Annotated in this window: 10 protein-coding genes; 4 read left to right on the top strand and 6 right to left on the bottom strand. The window is 75.6% G+C overall.

Annotation, left to right across the window (positions count from 1 at the left end; all coding sequences use genetic code 11):
* The first annotated feature begins 34 nt into the window (after nt 1–34).
* Nucleotides 35–6295, top strand: coding sequence for a type I polyketide synthase (locus ACFXGA_RS18095; RefSeq protein ID WP_378089219.1), 6261 nt, complete (start codon nt 35–37; stop codon nt 6293–6295).
* Nucleotides 6296–6419: 124 nt separating this feature from the next.
* On the opposite strand, the gene ACFXGA_RS18090 is transcribed toward ACFXGA_RS18095, so the two are convergent.
* Nucleotides 6420–7580, bottom strand: coding sequence for an acyl-CoA dehydrogenase family protein (locus ACFXGA_RS18090; RefSeq protein WP_378089217.1), 1161 nt, complete (start codon nt 7578–7580; stop codon nt 6420–6422).
* A 13-nt stretch (nt 7581–7593) separates the two neighbouring features.
* Nucleotides 7594–9147: an aspartate aminotransferase family protein gene (locus ACFXGA_RS18085; protein WP_378089215.1), complete on the bottom strand. Its 1554-nt coding sequence runs from the start codon at nt 9145–9147 to the stop codon at nt 7594–7596.
* 617 nt (nt 9148–9764) lie between these two features.
* Here ACFXGA_RS18085 and ACFXGA_RS18080 point away from each other — a divergent pair.
* Together ACFXGA_RS18080 and ACFXGA_RS18075 are read left to right on the top strand one after the other, a co-directional pair.
* Entirely contained in the window at nt 9765–9980 is a 216-nt protein-coding gene (locus ACFXGA_RS18080) for a hypothetical protein (RefSeq protein WP_378089213.1), read from the top strand.
* Between the two features lie 5 nt (nt 9981–9985).
* Nucleotides 9986–11779, top strand: coding sequence for a caspase family protein (locus ACFXGA_RS18075; protein WP_378089211.1), 1794 nt, complete (start codon nt 9986–9988; stop codon nt 11777–11779).
* Here ACFXGA_RS18075 and ACFXGA_RS18070 read toward each other — a convergent pair.
* Genes ACFXGA_RS18070 through ACFXGA_RS18060 form a run of 3 tightly spaced genes read right to left on the bottom strand, consistent with a single transcriptional unit; the run spans nt 11728 to nt 13776 of the window.
* Nucleotides 11728–12048, bottom strand: coding sequence for a hypothetical protein (locus ACFXGA_RS18070; RefSeq protein WP_378089209.1), 321 nt, complete (start codon nt 12046–12048; stop codon nt 11728–11730). The two genes, ACFXGA_RS18075 and ACFXGA_RS18070, sit on opposite strands and share 52 nt — an antisense overlap.
* Nucleotides 11979–13439, bottom strand: coding sequence for a glycosyltransferase family 2 protein (locus ACFXGA_RS18065; RefSeq protein ID WP_378089207.1), 1461 nt, complete (start codon nt 13437–13439; stop codon nt 11979–11981). The genes ACFXGA_RS18070 and ACFXGA_RS18065 overlap by 70 nt, the downstream gene beginning before the upstream one ends.
* Complete coding sequence (locus ACFXGA_RS18060) at nt 13408–13776, bottom strand: hypothetical protein (RefSeq protein ID WP_378089205.1); 369 nt, start codon at nt 13774–13776, stop codon at nt 13408–13410. The genes ACFXGA_RS18065 and ACFXGA_RS18060 overlap by 32 nt, the downstream gene beginning before the upstream one ends.
* Before the next feature lie 182 nt (nt 13777–13958).
* On the opposite strand from ACFXGA_RS18060, the gene ACFXGA_RS18055 reads away from it, so the two are divergent.
* Nucleotides 13959–14999 (top strand): methyltransferase, encoded by a 1041-nt coding sequence (locus ACFXGA_RS18055; RefSeq protein ID WP_378089203.1) that lies wholly within the window; start codon nt 13959–13961, stop codon nt 14997–14999.
* Nucleotides 15000–15072: 73 nt separating this feature from the next.
* Here ACFXGA_RS18055 and ACFXGA_RS18050 read toward each other — a convergent pair whose 3' ends face one another.
* Nucleotides 15073–17877, bottom strand: a complete 2805-nt coding sequence (locus ACFXGA_RS18050; protein ID WP_378089200.1) for a TIR domain-containing protein — start codon at nt 17875–17877, stop codon at nt 15073–15075.
* Between the last annotated feature and the right edge of the window lie 15 nt (nt 17878–17892).

The raw sequence follows: 17892 nt of genomic DNA, 5'->3' as shown, positions 1-17892 counted from the left end.
CCGTCCCGAGCTGCCCGAGGAGGGTGCACCCCCCATGTCCAAGGAACAGAAGCTGGTCGACTACCTGAAGTGGGTCACGGCCGACCTGCACAAGGCGCGGCGACGGCTCGCGGAGCTGGAGTCCGGCCGCGACGAGCCGGTCGCGATCGTCGCGATGGCCTGCCGGCTGCCCGGCGGGGTGTCCTCGCCGGAGGACCTGTGGCGGCTGGTGTCCGGCGGGCACGACGCCATCACGCCGTTCCCCGAGGACCGCGGCTGGGACGTCGAGGGCATCTACGACCCGGAACCGGGGCTGCCCGGCAAGTCGTACTCCAAGCACAGCGGGTTCATCGACGACGCGACCCGCTTCGACGCCGAGTTCTTCGGCATCAGCCCGCGCGAGGCGACCGCGATGGACCCGCAGCAGCGGGTCCTGCTGGAGGTCGCGTGGGAGGCGCTGGAACGCGCGCACATCGACCCCACGGCCCTGAAGGGCAGCAAGACCGGCGTGTTCGCCGGGGTCGTGGCGCAGAGCTACCTGGACCTGTGGGGACCGCGGGAGCTGGAGGGCTACCTGACCACCGGCGGCCTGACCAGCGTCGCCTCCGGCCGGCTCGCGTACGCGCTCGGGCTGGAGGGGCCTGCGGTGAGCGTGGACACGGCGTGCTCGTCGTCGCTGGTCGCGCTGCACCTGGCGATGCAGTCGCTGCGGCAGGGCGAGTCCACGCTGGCGCTGGTCGGCGGCAGCACGGTCTACGGCAACCCGTCCGCGTTCGTGGACTTCTCCCGCCAGCGCGGCCTGGCCGCGGACGGCCGGTGCAAGTCGTTCGCCGCGGCGGCCGACGGGACCACCTGGTCCGAGGGCGTCGGCGTGGTGGTGCTGGAGCTGCTGTCCGAGGCGCGCAAGAACGGCCACCGGGTGCTCGCGGTCGTGCGGGGCAGCGCGGTGAACCAGGACGGCGCGTCCAACGGGCTGACCGCGCCGAACGGACCGTCGCAGCAGCGGGTGATCCGGGCCGCCCTGGCGAACGCCCGGCTCGCGGCCACCGACGTCGACCTGATCGAGGCGCACGGCACCGGCACCCGGCTCGGCGACCCGATCGAGGCGCAGGCCCTGCTGGCCACCTACGGGCAGAACCGGCCCGCCGACCGGCCCGCGTGGCTGGGGTCGCTGAAGTCCAACATCGGGCACACCGTGGCGGCGGCGGGCATCGCCGGGGTGATGAAGGCGGTGCTCGCGATCCGGCACGGCGTGCTGCCGAAGACCCTGCACGTGGACGGGCCGACGCCCGCCGTCGACTGGTCGGCGGGTTCGGTGTCGCTGCTGACCGAGCAGCGGCCGTGGCCGTCCACCGGCGACCAGCCGCGCCGCGCGGCGGTGTCCGCGTTCGGGGTCAGCGGCACCAACGCGCACGTCATCCTGGAGCAGGCGCCCGAGGTCGCGGCGGAGCCCGCCGCCGAGCCGCCGCCGGCGCTGCCGTCCCCGCTGCCCCTGCCGCTGTCGGCGCGGTCCCCGCAGGCGCTGCGGGCCCAGGCGACCCGGCTGCTGGAGTGGCTGGCGGAGCACCCGTCGGTCGAGCCGGCGTCGGTGGCCCGGTCCGCGGCCCTGACCCGGGCGGCCCTGTCGCACCGCGCGGTCGTGCTCGGCGACCCGGAGGACGGCCTGCGCGCGATCGCCGACGGCACGTCCCACCCGTCGGTCCTGCACGGGTCGCCGGTCGGCGGGAAGACGGCGTTCCTGTTCACCGGCCAGGGCGCGCAGCGCCTCGGCATGGGCGTGCGGGCCGCCGCCGCGTTCCCGGTCTTCGCCTCGGCCCTGGCCGACGTGGAGGCGCACCTGCGGCCGCACCTGGACGTGCCGATCCGTGACGTGGTGTCGGGCTCCGACGCCGACCTGCTGCGGCGCACCGGGTACGCGCAGCCGGCGTTGTTCGCGGTCGAGGTCGCGTTGTTCCGGCTGCTGGAGTCGTGGGGCGTCCGCCCGGACTTCCTGGCCGGCCACTCGATCGGCGAGATCGCCGCCGCGCACGTGGCCGGCGTGCTGTCGCTGGCCGACGCCGCCGCCCTGGTCGGCGCGCGGGCACGGCTGATGCAGGCGTTGCCCGGGGGCGGCGCGATGGTGGCGGTCGAGGCGGGGGAGGAGGACGTCCTCCCGCTGCTGGTCCCCGAGGTGGGCATCGCGGCGGTCAACGGGCCGTCGTCGGTGGTGCTGTCCGGCGCGGCCGAGGCGGTCGACGGGATCGCGGCCGTGCTGGCCGGGCGCGGGCTGAAGACCAAGCGGCTGTCGGTGAGCCACGCGTTCCACTCGCCGCTGATGGCACCGATGGCGGAGGAGTTCGCGCGCGTCGCCGCCACGCTGGAGTACCGGGAGGCGACGATCCCGATCGTGTCCACGGTGACCGGCGCGCTGGCCGGCCGCGAGCTGCGGGACCCGGACTACTGGGTCGCGCACGTGTCGCGGACCGTGCGGTTCGCCGACGGCGTGCGCGCGCTGCGCGACCTCGACGTGACGACGTACCTGGAACTCGGGCCGGACGCCGTGCTCAGCGGCCTGGTCGGGACCGTGGTGGACGCGTCGGCGGCCGTGCCGACGATGCGCCGCGACCGGGACGAGGCGCACACCGTCGTCGCCGCGGTGGGCCGCCTGCACACCCGCGGCGTCGGGGTGGACTGGGCCGCGTTCCTCGGCGGCGCCGCGCCGCTGGTCGACCTGCCGACCTACGCGTTCCAGCGCGAGCGGTTCTGGCTGACCCGCGACGCCGCCGCCGGACCCGACCTGGCCGCCGCGGGGCTCACGCCGGCGGAGCACCCGCTGGTCGGCGCGGCGGTCCCGCTCGCCGGGTCCGACGGGGTGCTGGTCACGGGCCGGGTGGCGGTGCGCGACCACCCGTGGCTCGCCGAGCACGTGGTGGACGGGGTGGCCGAGCTGCCCGGCTCGGCCCTGGTCGAACTCGCCGTGCGGGCCGGGGACGAGGTCGGCTGCGCCCGGCTCGACTCCCTGACCGCCCTCGCGCCGGTGGTGTGGCCCGCCGACGGCGCGGTGGTCGTCCAGCTGGCGCTGGGCGCGGCGGGCGCCGACGGCGCGCGGGCGCTGGAGGTGCACACCCGGCCGCACGGCTCCGGCGCGCCCTGGGAGCTGGTGGCGCGCGGCGCGGTGAGCCCCGAGCGGTGGCCGGCCGCGGTCGAGGTCGACGGGCCGGAGGTCACCGTCGAGCTGCCCGACCCGTCGACGGCCGCCTCCTACGGGCTGCACCCGCAGTTGCTGGACGCCGCCGTGCGGGCGGTGTCGGGCGGCCTGGTGGCGTCGGGCTGGAAGGGCTTCCGGCTGCACGCGGTGGGCGCGACGGCGGTCGTCGCGCGCGCCGCCCGGGCGGGCGACGTGCTCGCGCTGTGGTTGGCCGACCTGTCCGGCAACGTCGTGGCGACCGCGGACGAGGTGGTGCTGCGGGAACCGGAGCGAGGCGTGCTGGACCGCTCGGCGGGCGCGTTGTTCGACGTGGTGTGGGAGCGGGTCGACCTGCCCGAACCGCCGCTCACCTCGCTCGCCGTGCTCGACGTCGGGCGCGGCACGCCCGAGCTGCCCGGCGCGCGGCGGGCGGCGGACCTGTCCGACGCCGTCGGCGCGGACGCGGTCGTGGTGCCGTTCCTGACCGGCGCGGCGGACGACGAGGTGGTCGACCGCGTGTTCGCCGACACCCGGGCCGCGCTGGAGCTGACCCAGCGGTGGCTGGACGACCAGCGCCTGTCCGGCGCCCGCCTGGTGGTGCTGACCTCGGGCGCCACCCCGGCCCACGGCCGGACCGCGCCGCACGCCGCGGCGGTGTGGGGCCTGCTGCGCTCCGCGCAGTCGGAGAACCCCGACCGGATCACCCTGGTGGACCTCGACCCCGCCCACCCGAACCCGGCCGGTGTGGCCGCCGCCCTCGCGTCCGGCGAACCGCAGGTCGCCCTGGGGCTGGACGCGCGCGTGCCGCGCCTGGCGCGCGTCGCCAAACCGGTGCCGCCGGGCGCGACGACGTGGCGCGGCCCCCTGGGCGGCGACCTCGCCGACCTCGACGGCACGGTGCTCGTCACCGGCGGCACGGGCACCCTGGGCGGGTTGTTCGCCCGGCACCTGGTCGACCGCGGCGCGCGCCGGCTGCTGCTGGTCAGCCGCCGCGGCGCGGCCGCGCCCGGCGCGGAGGAGTTGCGCGCGGACCTGGTCGCCGCGGGCGCGAGCGTGGACATCGTCGGCGGCGACGTGACCGACGAGGCCGTCCTGGCGGGCATCCTGGCCCGGGCCGCCGCGCCGGTGTCGGTGGTCCTGCACACCGCGGGCGTGCTGGACGACACCGCGTTCCCCACGCTGACCCCCGAGCGGCTCGACGCCGTGCTGCGGCCGAAGGTCACCACGGCGTGGCACCTGCACCGCCTGGTCCCCGACGCGCACCACGTCCACTTCTCGTCCATCGCGGCCACCGTCGGCGGGCCGGGTCAGGCGAACTACGCCGCGGCCAACACGTTCCTCGACGCCGTCGCGCACTTCCGCGTCGCCAACGGCCACCCGTCCACGTCGATCGCGTGGGGCCTGTGGTCGATGCCCACGGGCATGGGCAGCGGTCTGTCCGAGGTGGACCTGGCGCGCATCGCGCGCAGCGGCTTCCGCGCCATCACCGCGGCCGACGGCCCGCACCTGCTCGACGCCGCGCTGGCCACCGGGCTGCCCGCCGTGGTCGCGACACCGCTCGACGTCGCGGCGATGCGCGCCTCCGGCCGGGTGCCCGCCCTGTTCGCCGACCTCGTCCGCACGCCGGCGCGGCGCCGGGCGGGCAACAACGCCACCCCGGCCGTGCCGCCCGCCGAGCAGCTCGCCGCACTGGCCCCGGACGAGCGGTACGACCTGCTGCTGGACCGCGTCGGCGCCGAGGTCGCCGCCGTCCTCGGCACGTCGTCGCCGCCCGAGCCGACCCGGCCGTTCACCGAGCTGGGCTTCGACTCGCTGACCTCGGTGGAGCTGCGCAACCGGCTCATCGCCGCGATCGGCACGCCGCTGCCCGCCACGCTCGTGTTCGACCACCCCTCGCCGCACGCCGTGGCCGAGCACCTGAGCGACCTGCTGGCGCCGTCGGCCGAGGCGCCGGTCCGGGCCGAGGTCGACTTCGCCGCCGAGGTGCGCCTCGCCGACGACGTCCGGCCGGCCGCCGAGGTGCTGACCCACGCCGCCGACCCGCGCGAGGTGCTGCTGACCGGGGCGACCGGCTTCCTCGGCGCGTTCCTGCTGCGCGACGTGCTGCGCACCACCGCGGCCCGGGTGCACTGCGTCGTGCGCGCCGCCGACCCGGCCGACGGCCTGGCGCGGATCGCCGACAACCTGCGCTGGTACCGGCTGGACGGCGAGGTGGACCTGTCCCGCGTCGTCGTCCACGCGGGCGACCTCGCCCGGCCCCGGCTCGGCCTGGCCGAGGAGGTCTTCGACGCGCTGTCCCGGTCGGTGGACGTGGTGTACCACGCGGGCGCGACGGTGAACTGGCTCCAGCCGTACGCGGCGCTGAAGGCGGCCAACGTGACGGGCACCGAGGAGGTGCTGCGCCTGGCCGCCGCCCACCGGACGGTGCCGGTGCACTTCCTGTCCTCCACCGGCGTGTTCGACCAGCCGGTGGAGCCGGGCGTGCCGCTGAGGGTCGACGACGTCCCCGGCCCGCCGGAGCTGCTGTCCAACGGCTACCGGCAGACCAAGTGGGTGGCCGAGAAGATGATCGACCTGGCCCGCGACCGCGGTCTGCCGGTGTCGGTCTACCGCGTGGACGTGGTGTCCGGCGACCAGGTCAACGGCGCCTGCCAGACCAAGGACTTCCTGTGGCTCAGCCTCAAGGGGATCCTCCAGGGCCGCGCGGTGCCGGCGGGCCTGGCCGGGCGGTTCCACCTGGTGCCGGTCGACTACGCCAGCGCCGCCGTCACGCACCTCGCCACCCGGCCCGAGGCGGCCGGCCGCACGTTCCACGTGTCCAACCCGAACCCGATCCGCTACCGGGAGATGATCGCCCACCTGCGGGACGCCGGGTACGACCTGCGGGAGCTGGACTGGCCGCAGTGGCGCGACCGGGTGCGGGCCGACCGGGACAACGCCCTGCAACCGCTGCTCGACGCGTTCGAGGCGATCGCGGCGGCGGGGGAGGGCGCGTACCCCGACTTCGACGTCTCCGACATCGAGGCGGCGCTGCGGGGCAGCGGCATCGAGTGCCCGCCGATGGGCGCCGACCTGTTCGCCAAGTACGTCGAGTTCTTCGCCGGCGCCGGCTACTTCCCGCGCGCGGACGCCGACAGCCCCCGCCAGTAGCGACCACACCCCCGGGCACCGACGGGAGAACACCCCGCACCGCCGTGGTTGCGGTGCGGGGTGTCCGTTCGCGCGGCAGGTGCGGCCCCGGCCGGGGCCGTCGCGCGACGGCCCCGGCGCGGCGTCAGATCCGCTTGCCCTCGGGCAGCACGTACCGGTTGAACATCAGCTCGCGCAGGACGTCGTCGCCGCCCTCCACGATCGACACGTAACGCATGTCGCGCACCAGCTTGCCGATCGGCGAGTCGCCGGTGTACCCGAGCCCGCCGAACAGCTCCGACCCCACCGTCGCCACCTGCCACCCGGCCTGGCCGGTGAACATCTTCGCCGTCAGGGCCGACTTCAACGCGCCCTGGCGCAGGAACTCCGCGCCGGGCGAGGGCAGCGCCGCGATGGCGTCGAAGTCGCGCCCGGCCGCCGCGCACTGGTTGCGCATGACGCCGATCGCCATCTCCATCTGCCCCGCCTTGGCCGCGAACACGGCGTTGTTCAGCAACGTCGAGCCGCGCAGCTCCTTGGTCCGGGCGTAGTCGACGGCCAGGTCGCGGATCCGCCGGGCCACGCCGACCGCGGTCGTGGCGATGAGCACGCGGCTCGCGTTCAGCCCCACCTCCAGGATCCGCAGGCCCGGCCCGGTGAGCGCGTGCGACACCGGCACCCGCACGCCGTCCAGCGCGACCTGGTAGGTGCCCGACGCCCGCAGCCCGAGCACGTCCCACCGCTTCACGATCCGCACCCCGGGGGCGTCCCTCGGCACGACGATCGCGGCGTGGCCGGACGGGTTGTCCGCCGACTTCGCCACCACCACCAGGAAGTCCGCGAACGCGGTGTTGGTGGAGAAGTACTTCTCGCCGTTGAGCACGAGTTCCGCGCCCTCGCGGACGGCGACCGTGGCCGTGCGGCCCAGCTCGCTGCCCGCGGCCTCCTCGCTGCCCAGCGTCGCGCCGAACCCGCCGGCCGCCGCCAGCGGCTCCAGGTAGCGCTTCTTCAGCTCGTCCGAGCCGTACAGCCACACCATGTTCGTCGCCATGATGGAGATGAACAGCGTGAACGCCACGCCGGCGTCGCCGTAGGCCAGCTCGGACACGATGTCGACGCCGTGCTCCAGGCCGATCCCGTGGCCGCCCAGCTCGGGCGACAGCCACCAGTTCATCAGCCCGGTCTTGGCGAACCTCTCGTACAGGGGCAACGGCATGTCGCCCAGCACGTCCAGCTCGGGGCGCTCGCCCAGCAGCTCGTCGCGGACGAACTCCCGCACCAACCCCAGCGCTTCCTCGGCATCCATCGGTGAACCCCCCTCAGACCAGACGACCGGACGGGTCGCGCAGAACCTCCACCGCGGCCCGCAGGCCGGTCTCCAACCGCGTGATCTCCTCGTCGGTGAGCTGGAGCGACGGCTCGAACCGCAGCGTGTTCGTGGCGCTCGCGGTGGGGAACGTGCGGATCGCGTGCTCCCGCAGCAGGTAGCCGGCGATGGCGTAGCCGAGCATCCCGGCGGCGGCCTGCCCGGCGACCGCGGGCGAGGGCGACGCGCTCTGGTCGTAGAACTCCAGGCCCAGCATCAGGCCCCGGCCGCGGACCTCCTTGACGAGGTCCGGGTGGTCCGCCCGGATCGACTCCAGCATCGCGGTCAGCTTGCCGCCCAGCTCGGCCGCCAGGCGGTACGCGCGGCCGCCGTCGGCCTCCAGCAGGTCGAGCACCTTGCCCGCGATCGTGGTCGAGAAGCTGTCCTTGGCGAACGTGGAGCTGTGCACCAGCTCGAACTCGCCCCGGTAGAACTCCTCCCGGACCAGCATCACCGCCGCCTTGGCCACGCCGCCGCCCAGGCTCTTGGACAACGCGTAGTAGTCGCCGCGCAGCCCGATCTGCGCGCTGGCGAAGAACGACCCGGTCCGGCCCATGCCGCTCTGGACCTCGTCCACCACCACCGGCACGCCCGCCTCGGCGCACGCGGCCGCGATCTCCGCGGCGAACTCGGCGCTCACCTCCTGGATGCCGCCCTCGCCCTGGATGGGCTCCAGCAGGAACGCCGTCACCACCGGCAGCTCGCGCCCGGCCAACCGCACCTCGCCGTCCGCGGCGACCAGCTCGTGCAGGTGCACCCGCTCCTGGTCGAGGATCTTGCGCACCGCGCCGGGCTCGTTGAACGGCACGAACCGGGACGGCCGGGCCAGCGCGCCGAACGGCGTGCGGTAGCCCGGGTTGTGCGTGAGCTGCACGCTGCCGACCAGCTTGCCGTGGAACCCGCTCTCCAGGCTCAGGAACACCGGCTGCCGCGCCGCCAGCTCGCCGTTGACCCGGCTCACCTCCGCGAACAGGGCCTCGACGTCGCCCTGCGGCACGCCGAGCGCGCGGTAGGCGTCCTCGGCGACCGCCGTGCCGCCGGCGACCGCGGTGCGGGCCCGGTCCAGCGCCGACTCGACCGCCTCCACGGCGGCTTTCACCTTGAGGACGCGGTCCAACTCGGCGTGCTTCACGGCGGCTTCGATCGCCTCCGCGCCGCTGTTGGCGAATACCGCGTAGTACGGCTCCGTGACGCCGAACTCGCGGTGCAGGATCGCGTTCAGCCGGTGCGTCAGGTCGTTCGCGTAGGGGTGGCGGGAGAACTGGGCGTGGATCGGCGTGCCCTGTTCGAACAACTCGCGGGCGAGCGCGACCAGTTCCGGGTGGTTGTGCCCCAGCAACACCGAGCCGTACCCGCCCGCGAAGTCGAGCACCGGCCGCTCCGTGCCGTCTGCCTGCCTCGCGAACAGCGTGTTGCCGCTCGACCGGACGTATTCGGCGTCCAGGTGGTAATCGGTCAACCAGCCGAGCATCGTCGGTTCGGCCAATTCGATCGGGGGTGTGGTCATGGGCTGTCCCTCGTCACTTCCGGTGGGCAACGCGGAATGGGATTCGTGCGGACCACGCGAGGCTAACCGGGGTCGTGAACCGGTCGGGAACGGTGCGGTAATCGCGTTCTTCCGCAGTGCTCCCACCGGATTCCGCGATTGCGACGAAAAGCCGTCGTGCCGCGATTACCGGCTCCGACGCGGTTCCCGGCGGGCGGTCAAGCGCTCCGGTGTCCGCTGAAGCGGTTCAGTAGCGCATTGTCGGTGCTGTCACCCGCTCGGGGCGAGGTGGAACGTTGCCGTTGGCGTCGTACAACCGCCCGTTGCCGACGTGGAAGCCGCTCGCGGCCGAAGCCGCCAGCGCGCCCAGAAGCGGGGCGAGCACCGCGAGCAGGGGCGCGACCGCCGCCAGAGCCCATCGTTTGACCCGCGCCGGCATTCGGGAGAGGCCGCCCGCAGTACGGCCTGGGGTGGCGACGTGTGACCGGCGTTGGCCGGAGGCGTCCGTCCGCAGGTCCCGCAGGGTCACACCATCGGGTGATAACCGCCGCCCGGGGTGGCCGGCTCGTCCTATCGTGTGCGGTGTCCGCACCCGTGGACCGCTCTCCGTAGCGCGGCGCGAACCAGCGGGAGCCGGGATGGCCGTGGCGCTGCTGCGACTCCGGGCGCGCCGCTCGGCCGACCCGCCGCCGAACGACGCCACCGGCGGGCCGAGCGCGGTCCCCGACGGGCCGAGCGACGTCACCGATGGGTCGAGCGCGGTCCCCGGCAGGCCGAGCGAAGTCCCCGGTGGGCCGAACGACGTCCCCGGCGAGTCGAGCGCGGTCGCCGGCGGCCGTGCCGGGGCGGGGTGACGGCGGTGCCGGGCGCGAGGCTCGCGCTCGTCGTGGCCAACGGCGCGTACGAGGACGCGAAGTTGCGCGCGCTGCGCGCCCCGGCGGCGGACGCGGAGCTGCTGGCCTCCGTGCTGCGCGACGAGCGGATCGGCGACTTCCAGGTGAGCACGCTGTTCGACGAGCCGGCCGCCGTGGTGGCCGAGGAGGTCGAGGGCTTCTTCGCCGACCGCCGCCGGGACGACCTGCTGCTGCTCTACCTGTCCTGCCACGGGGTGAAGGACCCCGACGGGCGGTTGTACTTCGCCGTGCGCAACACGAAGCTGCACCGGCTGGCCGCCACGGGCGTGTCGGCGCAGTTCGTGAACGAGCAGATGAACCGCAGCCGGTCCCGCCGGATCGTCCTGCTGCTGGACTGCTGCTACAGCGGCGCGTTCACCCGGCTCGGCAGCAAGTCCACCTACGACGTGCACGTCCGCGAGCGCTTCGACGGGCACGGCCGGGCCGTGCTCACCGCGTCGAACGCGATGGAGTACGCGTTCGAGGGCGAACAGCTCTCCCTGGACGCCGCCGCGCCGTCCGTGTTCACCGCCGCGGTGGTGCGCGGCCTGCGCACCGGCGCGGCCGACCGCGACGGCGACGGCCGGGTGTCGGTCCACGACCTCTACGAGTACGTCTACGACTCGGTCCAGGAGCACACGACCGGCACGCAGACGCCGGGCATGTTCGCGAGCCTGCACGGCAGCATCTACCTCGCCCGCGACCCCCGCGCCGGGGCCGGCACGAGCCTGGACCCCGACCCCGGAACGCCCCGGCCCGGACCCGCGCTCGTCCCGGTCGAGCCGCCGGGCGGCCGGACCGGGCGGTGGCGGCGGTGGGCCCGGTCGAGGTGGCGGTGGGCGGCCGGCGCGGCGGCGCTCGTGCTGCTGCTCGTCCTCGGGGTGGTGGTGTCACGGCCGTCGCCCACGCCGCAGTGGACCCGGGTGGCGGACCTGCCCGCCCCGGTGGAGGCCGCCGCGGTGACCGCCCACCTGGGCGGGATCTGGGTGGCCGGCGGGATCTCCCCGGACGAGGACCGGCACAAGCTCGACGCGGTGCAGGTGTACGACCCGCGCTCGGGCACGTGGTCCTCCGGTCCCCGCCTGCCCGTGCCGCTGAGCCACGCGGCGCTGGTCAGCGACGGGTCGCGGCTCTTCCTGCTCGGCGGCTGGGCGCAGGTCGGCGCGGTGGCCGAGGTGTGGCGCCTGGACCGGCCGGATGGCCAGTGGACGCCCGACCGGCCGCTGCCCGGTCCGCGCACGGCCGGCGCGGCGGCGTGGGACGGGGCCCGGGTGGTGTTCGCCGGGGGTGTGGCCCCGGACCAGCAGGCGACCGCGACCGTGTGGGCGTTGCAGCAGGACGCGTGGCACGACCTGCCCCCGTTGCAGGTGGCCCGGGAGAAGCTGGCCGCCGTGACCGACTCGAACGGCACGGTCTGGTTCGTCGGCGGGCGCGATCGCGACGCGGGATCGCTCTACGGCGCGGTGGACGAGGTGGCCGGCGGCCGCACCCGGTCGCTGGGCTACCCGGTCCCGGCGGTGGAGGCGCCCGGTGGCGTGTGGTGGCCGGGGGTCGGGCCGTGCGTCGTCGCGGGGTACGCGCCCGACGGGTTCAGCGACCGGACGGCGTGCTGGCGCGGCGCGGCGAAGCCGGACCTGCCGCGGCTGCCCGAGGCGCGGGCCGGCGTCGGCGCGGCGGTGCTGGACGGCGTGGTGTACGTGGTCGGCGGCTACAACGACGGCGAGCACGGTTCCGGGCACGTCTTCGCCTTCCGCCCGTGACGGCGCCGCGACCACAGGGCGATCAGCGGCGGGGCGGCGCTCGCGGCGAGCGTGACCGACAGCCAGCACGCCGGCGCGGCGCGGTCGGCGCCGGCCGTCACCAGACCGCCGGCCAGCGCGACCAGCGCCGACGCGGCCCAGGCCAGGTGCGGGACGAAGGTGCGCGGCCGGTCCCGGCTGACCAGGTCGCCCTTGCCGGTCACCTGGTAGCGCAACGCCCGGTTGGCGACCGCGGCGGCCGCCGCCGCGACGTACACCGGCCCGGACATCGCGGAGATCGCCAACCCGGACAGGCCGGACTCGCGCCGCTCGTGCTCGGCCAGGTTGAACCGGCGCAGCCACCGGAACAACGCGAGCCAGGCGAGCACGGTGCCGCCCCACAGCACCGGCCACACGCCACCGCCGGCCCCGGCAGCAGGCACAGCCAGGTCGCCGCGTTGCCGCACAACCAGCACGCGGCCGCGCCGGGGTAGAACGACTGCATCAGCGCGTACGCCAGGCGTTGCCGCGGCGCCAGCCGGGGCATCAGCCGCGGGCTGTGGTGCAGCGCGATGTCCCACACCCCGTAGGCCCAGCGGCGCTGCTGGTTGAAGTAGTCGGCCCAGCTCACCGGCCCTTCGCCGACGGCCAGCACGTCCGGCGTGTAGACGCCCTTCCACCGTCGGCCCGTGGCCGGGTTCGTCGTCGCCACCACCGTCATGCCGGTCAGGTGGTCCTCGGTGAGCGAGTCCTGGTAGCCGCCGATCTGCCGCCACGCGCGGACCCGGTACAGGTGGTTGGTGCCGATGAGCAGCGGCGCGCCGAGCCCGTTGCCGCCGCGCTGCACGACGCCGTTGAACAGGTAGGACTGGGCGGCCGCCGCGTGCGGCACGAAGCCGTGCGCGGTGTTGCCGTAGACCTGCGGCGCCACCACGTAGGCCACGTCGGGGTCGCGGAAGTACCCGAGCGAGCGGGCCAGGAAGTCCCGCACCGGCACGTGGTCGGGGTCGACCTGGGCGACGACGTCGTAGTCCGACTCGTGCTCGGCCCGCCAGGCGTTGTGGTTGCCCGCCTTGGTGCGCCGGCGGTAGGGGCCGGACGGCCGGTTGTACTCCGGCCGGCCGGCGCGGGAGAAGTGCCGGACGCCGAGGCGGGCGGCCGCGGCGCGCACGTCCGGGTCGTCGCCCTCGTCCAGCACCCACACGTCCACGCGGCCCGCGTAGGCGAGCCGGCGCATCGCGCGCAGCGTCGGCACCACGGTGTCCAGCGGCTCGCTGGCGGGCACGATCGTCGTGAGCACGGCGACCCGCAGCCCCGGCGGGGGGCTCATCGGCACGGGATCGCGGGCGGCCAGGCAGAACACCCACATCGCCGCCGCCTGCACCGCCCGGACCGACTCCACGACGAGGACGAGCACCGCGCACGCGCGGCCGGGCCACGGCCCGCCGGACGTCGTGACGGGCAGGAGCCAGCCCAGGAACGCCGCGACCGCGACCGCGTCGACCGACACCAGCAGGCACAGCAACCGCCGTCGCGGCCCGGTGACGACCGGCCGGAACCGCACCGCGACCTCGGCGCCGCCCTGGTCGGCCACCGGGCCGGCGATGGCCTCCAAGCCGCGGTACCCGCCGGCCGGCCGGCGGAGCGCGTCACCCGGCGGACTCGTGCCGCGACCACTCATCGAGCACCACCCGCAGCTCGTCCGGGCGCAGCCCGCGGGCGTCCAGGGTCCGGTCGCCGACCCGCAGCTTCACCGAGCGCGAGTCGTCGCGGTCGATCCAGGCCCGGACGGTCGCGAGGAGCGCGGTGAGCGTGCCGGACGTGGCCAGCGTGACGACGAGCGCGCCCACGGTGACCGGGTCGCCCTTCGCGCCCGCCGGCGCGGCGCCGCCGGTCAGCGGTTCGACGTCGAGGTCGAGTTCGAGCAGTTCGCGCCGCAGCCCGGCGGCGGCCTCGCCCACTTCGTCGGGCGCGCCGTCGGGTCCGCAGTCGACGGTCAGCACCAGGGAGTCGGACATCGGGCGACCTCCGTTCGGCGGTTCGGCTCTGTCCATTGGTGCGCTGGTCGCGGACGGTGATACGCCGGACGGCCCAGGTTCACCCGATCGTGGCTGATCCGGTCGGGCAGGCCAGGCGTTCGGCCGTCAGGCGGACACCGCCGACCGCCCTACCCTGGGACCGACCACGAGTGGGAGGCGCCATGGCCGGCACCGGTGCGGACGGCGGCTTCGGCGGCGAGCACGAAGCCGCGGCCTTCGTCCTGGACGAGATCTTCGGCTACCTGCACTCGGCCGCGTTGCGGGCGGCGGCCGCGCTCAACCTCGCCGACCACCTGCGGGACGGGCCGCGGACGGTGGGGGAGTTGGCCGAGCTGACCGGGTGCGCGGCGCTGGCGATCCACCGGGTGCTGCGCCTGCTGGCCACCAGGGGCCTGTTCAGCGAGCAGGAGCCGGGCCGGTTCCGGCTGACGCCGCCCGCCGCCGCGCTGTGCACGACCTCGCCGGTGTCCGTCCGCGAGGCCGTGTTGATGATGACCGAGCCCGCGATGTGGCGCTCGGCGGGCGAGGTGGTGGACAGCGCGCGCGACGCCACGCCGTCGTTCGACCGCATCTTCGGCATGTCGCTGTTCGAGTACTACGCCCGGGACCCGGAGGCGGCCGCCGGCTTCAACGACGGCATGGCCGCGTTCTCCCGCGTGGAGAACGCGCCGGTGGCGGCGGCGTGCGAGATCCCGGAGGACGCGACCGTCGTCGACGTGGGCGGCGGCCGGGGCGGGCTGCTGCTGGAGGTGCTGCGGCGCAACCCCTCGGCCCGGGGCATCCTGTTCGACCTGGCCCACGTCCTGGAGGGCGGCCGCCCCGCCCCGGAGCCCGGTCCGGCGGAACGCCTGCGGTCGGTGGCGGGCGACTTCCTGACCGGCGTCCCGGTGGGCGACGTCGTGCTGCTCAAGCGGATCCTGCACGACTGGGACGACGCGACGTGCGTGCGGATCCTGCGGAACTGCCGCGACGCGCTGCGCCCCGGCGGCCACCTCCTGGTGTTCGACGCGGTCCTGGCCGAGGGCGACGAGCCGCAGCAGGCCAAGGCGCTGGACCTGTTGATGATGACCGTCCTGCCCGGCCACGAGCGGACCGAGGCCCAGTTCCGCGACCTCTTCCGGGCCGCGGACCTGACCCTGCGCTCGATCACGCACGTCCACGCGATGCCGGTCTCGGTCCTCAAGGTCGTGCCGTCGCCCTGAGCGGCCCGTCGGCGGCCGACGTGGGCGCGCGGCCCGTCCGCCGGTCGGCTGCGCCCGAGGTTCGGGGCGCGGGTCAACGGCAGGTGAGGTCCGCCGGCGCCGGCACGTCCAGCAGGGCGTCCCACTCGGCGGGGGTCAGGTCGCGGCCGGCCGTGGCGCACGCCGTCCGCACCAGGGCTTCGTCGGACACGTCCCGCACGGTCGCCGAGCCGCGGCCCAGGTCGTTGCCCTCGGTCACGGCCACCAGCTCGGTCCCGTCGCCGGAGAAGCCCACCCCGACCCGGCGTCCGGGCGGACCCGCCGGGATCGTGCCGACCACCGCGCCGCTGTCCAGGTCGGCCAAGGAGGTGGACCCGTCGTCGCGGACCCGTGCCACCAGCGCGCCGTTCGAGGCCGGCGGGTTGAAGAACCCGCCGTCGCCCGCGATGGCGCCGAGCCGCCGCCCGCCCCGCTCGTCCCAGACCTCCAGCTCACCGGAGTCGCGCTGGACCAGCAGTCGGTCGCGCACGAACACCAGGTGCGGTTGCCGGTCCGGCACCGGGATGTCGCCCACCACGTCGCCGGTGCGCACCGCCCGCACGACCACCGAGTCCCCGTCGTGCACGGCCGCGAGGTCGCCGGTGGCGCTGACCGCGCCGGCGCGGAGCCTCGGCGGCTTCGGGCCGACCGGCGCACCCGGGTCGGGCACCACGGTGCGGGTCGCGCCGGTCGCGGGGTCGACCAGGTCGATGCCGCCGTCCACGCCCACCACGACCACTTGGCGGCCGTCCGACGTGAGGCCCGCGGCGAGCACACCACCGGCCCGTTCGCCCGCCGCCACGCCGCGCACGAAGTCCGGCAACCCGGCCGGCACCGCCGCGGCGCTGCCGCCGCTGGGCGGCTCGACCAGCACCGTCGCGCGGTCGCCCTCGCGGTCCCAGACGGCCGGGCCGTACTCGGCGTACAGGTTCGCGCCCAGGTCGGGGAGAGGCCGGACCGCCCCCGGCCGGTCGGTCGGTCCGGCGACGCCCGCGAACCCCGCGCCGTCGAACGCGATCAGGTGCGAGCCGTCGGGCGACGGGGCGACCCGCGGCGGACCGCACGCGGAGCACCCGCTGCCCACGTCGACCGGGAACGTGCGGCTGATCCGGTCGGCCCGCGTCGTGTCCCACACCGCCACCCGGTTGCCCGACGCCGCCACCAGCGCGGTGCCGTCCGCGCCGAGGAACCGCAGCGTGTCGGGCGTGATCCGACCGGTGCCGACCAGCCGGACGGGCTCGGTCGGCGGCGCGCCGACCTCACCCACCGGGACGACGTGGACGGTGTGGTCCTCGGCGACGGCCAACCGGGAGGCGTCCGGGCTGAGCGCGAGCGCGTCGGGATCGCCGATCGGCGCGTGGGCGGTCAGGTGGGGCCGTTCGATGTCGGTCTCGCGGTCGGTGCGCCACACCGGGATCGTGGGCGATCCGTTGGTGTAGCCGAACGCGCCGCGGTCCGCCGCGACGGCGACGCCGTCGTTCACCGTGCCGAACGAGGCCCGCGAAGCCGCCACCACCGCCCAGTCGGACAGCCGCCGCCGCTCCCAGAACCCGTACCCGCTGTCGAGGAGGAACACCTCGTCGTCCGAGGTCTCGACCAGGTCGGCGGCCGCCGCCCGCTCCGCGCCCTGCTCGTGGTCGGCGCCGGTGAGCGGGCCGTCGCCGACCGGGAACGCGGTGACCGCCATCCGGCCCTGCCACACGTCCTCGGCGACCGACAGCAGGGCGGTGCGCCCCGACGGTGACACCGCCGCGCCGTGGACGCGCCACCCCGCGCGGACGGCGAGGGGTTCCACCGGCCGCCCGGGACGGGCGAGGCTCGCGCCGTCCCGGCTCGCGGCCACCACGACGTCGCCGTCGGCGCTCATCGACACGCCGCGCGGCTCGCCGGTGAGCCGGAACAGGCGCTCGGGTTCGCGCTGGTCCAGGCGCCACCGCAGGACCGCGCCGTCGCGCAGGACGACGGCGACCGCGCCACCGTCCGCGCTCGTGGCCACTTCGACGACGTCCTGGTCGAAGGGCAGCGTGCGCACCAGCGTGCCGTTCTCGGTGACGGCGCGGAACAGCGTGGCCCGCGTTCGCGCGTTGGCGTCGGTCCGGAACGCCCGCACCGCCAGCAGGTTCCCCACGTCGAGGTTCGTGGCGAACTGGCTCTCGGCCACCGAGGCGAGCCGGTGCGACAGCGCGACGCGCGCCTCGTCGTCCGCCCGGCCGCCCTGCACGACCGCCGTGACACCCAGGACCAGGGCCAGGGCGGACAGCAGGGCGAGCGCGGTGACCGCGCCGCGCCGCACGCGCCGGGTCCGGCGCCACTCGCGTTCGTCCTCGTCGTGCAGCTCGTCCTTGTCGACGCCGTACAGGCGGGCGGCGATCGCCACGGCCACGTCGCGCAGTCGTGCGCTCCGCTCCCGCTCGTCCGCCGCGACGACGTCGCCCCAGTGCGGTTCGGAGGTGAACCAGCCGGCCAGGTCGGGCGGCAGCGCGTCGGTGGCGGCCCAGTCGAAGTCGCCCGCCTCCTCGTCCCAGGCGATCGTGCCGGCGACGCGCACCACGGAGAACGTCGCGCGATCCCGGTTGTCGCGCCAGAACCGGACCTCGCGGCGCACCCAGGTCGACTTCGCCGCCTGCGGCGAGGCGATGAGGACGAAGTGGTGGGAGCGCCGCAGTTCCCGGGCGATCGACTCCCAGAGGCTCTCCGACATCACCAGGTTGGTCTGGTCGCGGAAGATCCGCAGCCCACTGCGCTGGTACCACGGCCGGCCGACCCGGCGGACCAGGCGTTGCAGGCGTGCCGCGGTGCCGTCGTCGGCCTGGTGGCTGTAGGAGATGAACGCGTCGTAACCCCGAGTTCGGCTGGTCATCCGCACCGGTCCCCG

The organism is Actinosynnema sp. NPDC059335, from assembly GCF_042752395.1.
Lineage (GTDB): Bacteria > Actinomycetota > Actinomycetes > Mycobacteriales > Pseudonocardiaceae > Actinosynnema.
The sequence above is the reverse complement of the archived record's forward strand: the minus strand, read 5'-3'. Positions and strand labels throughout refer to the sequence as shown.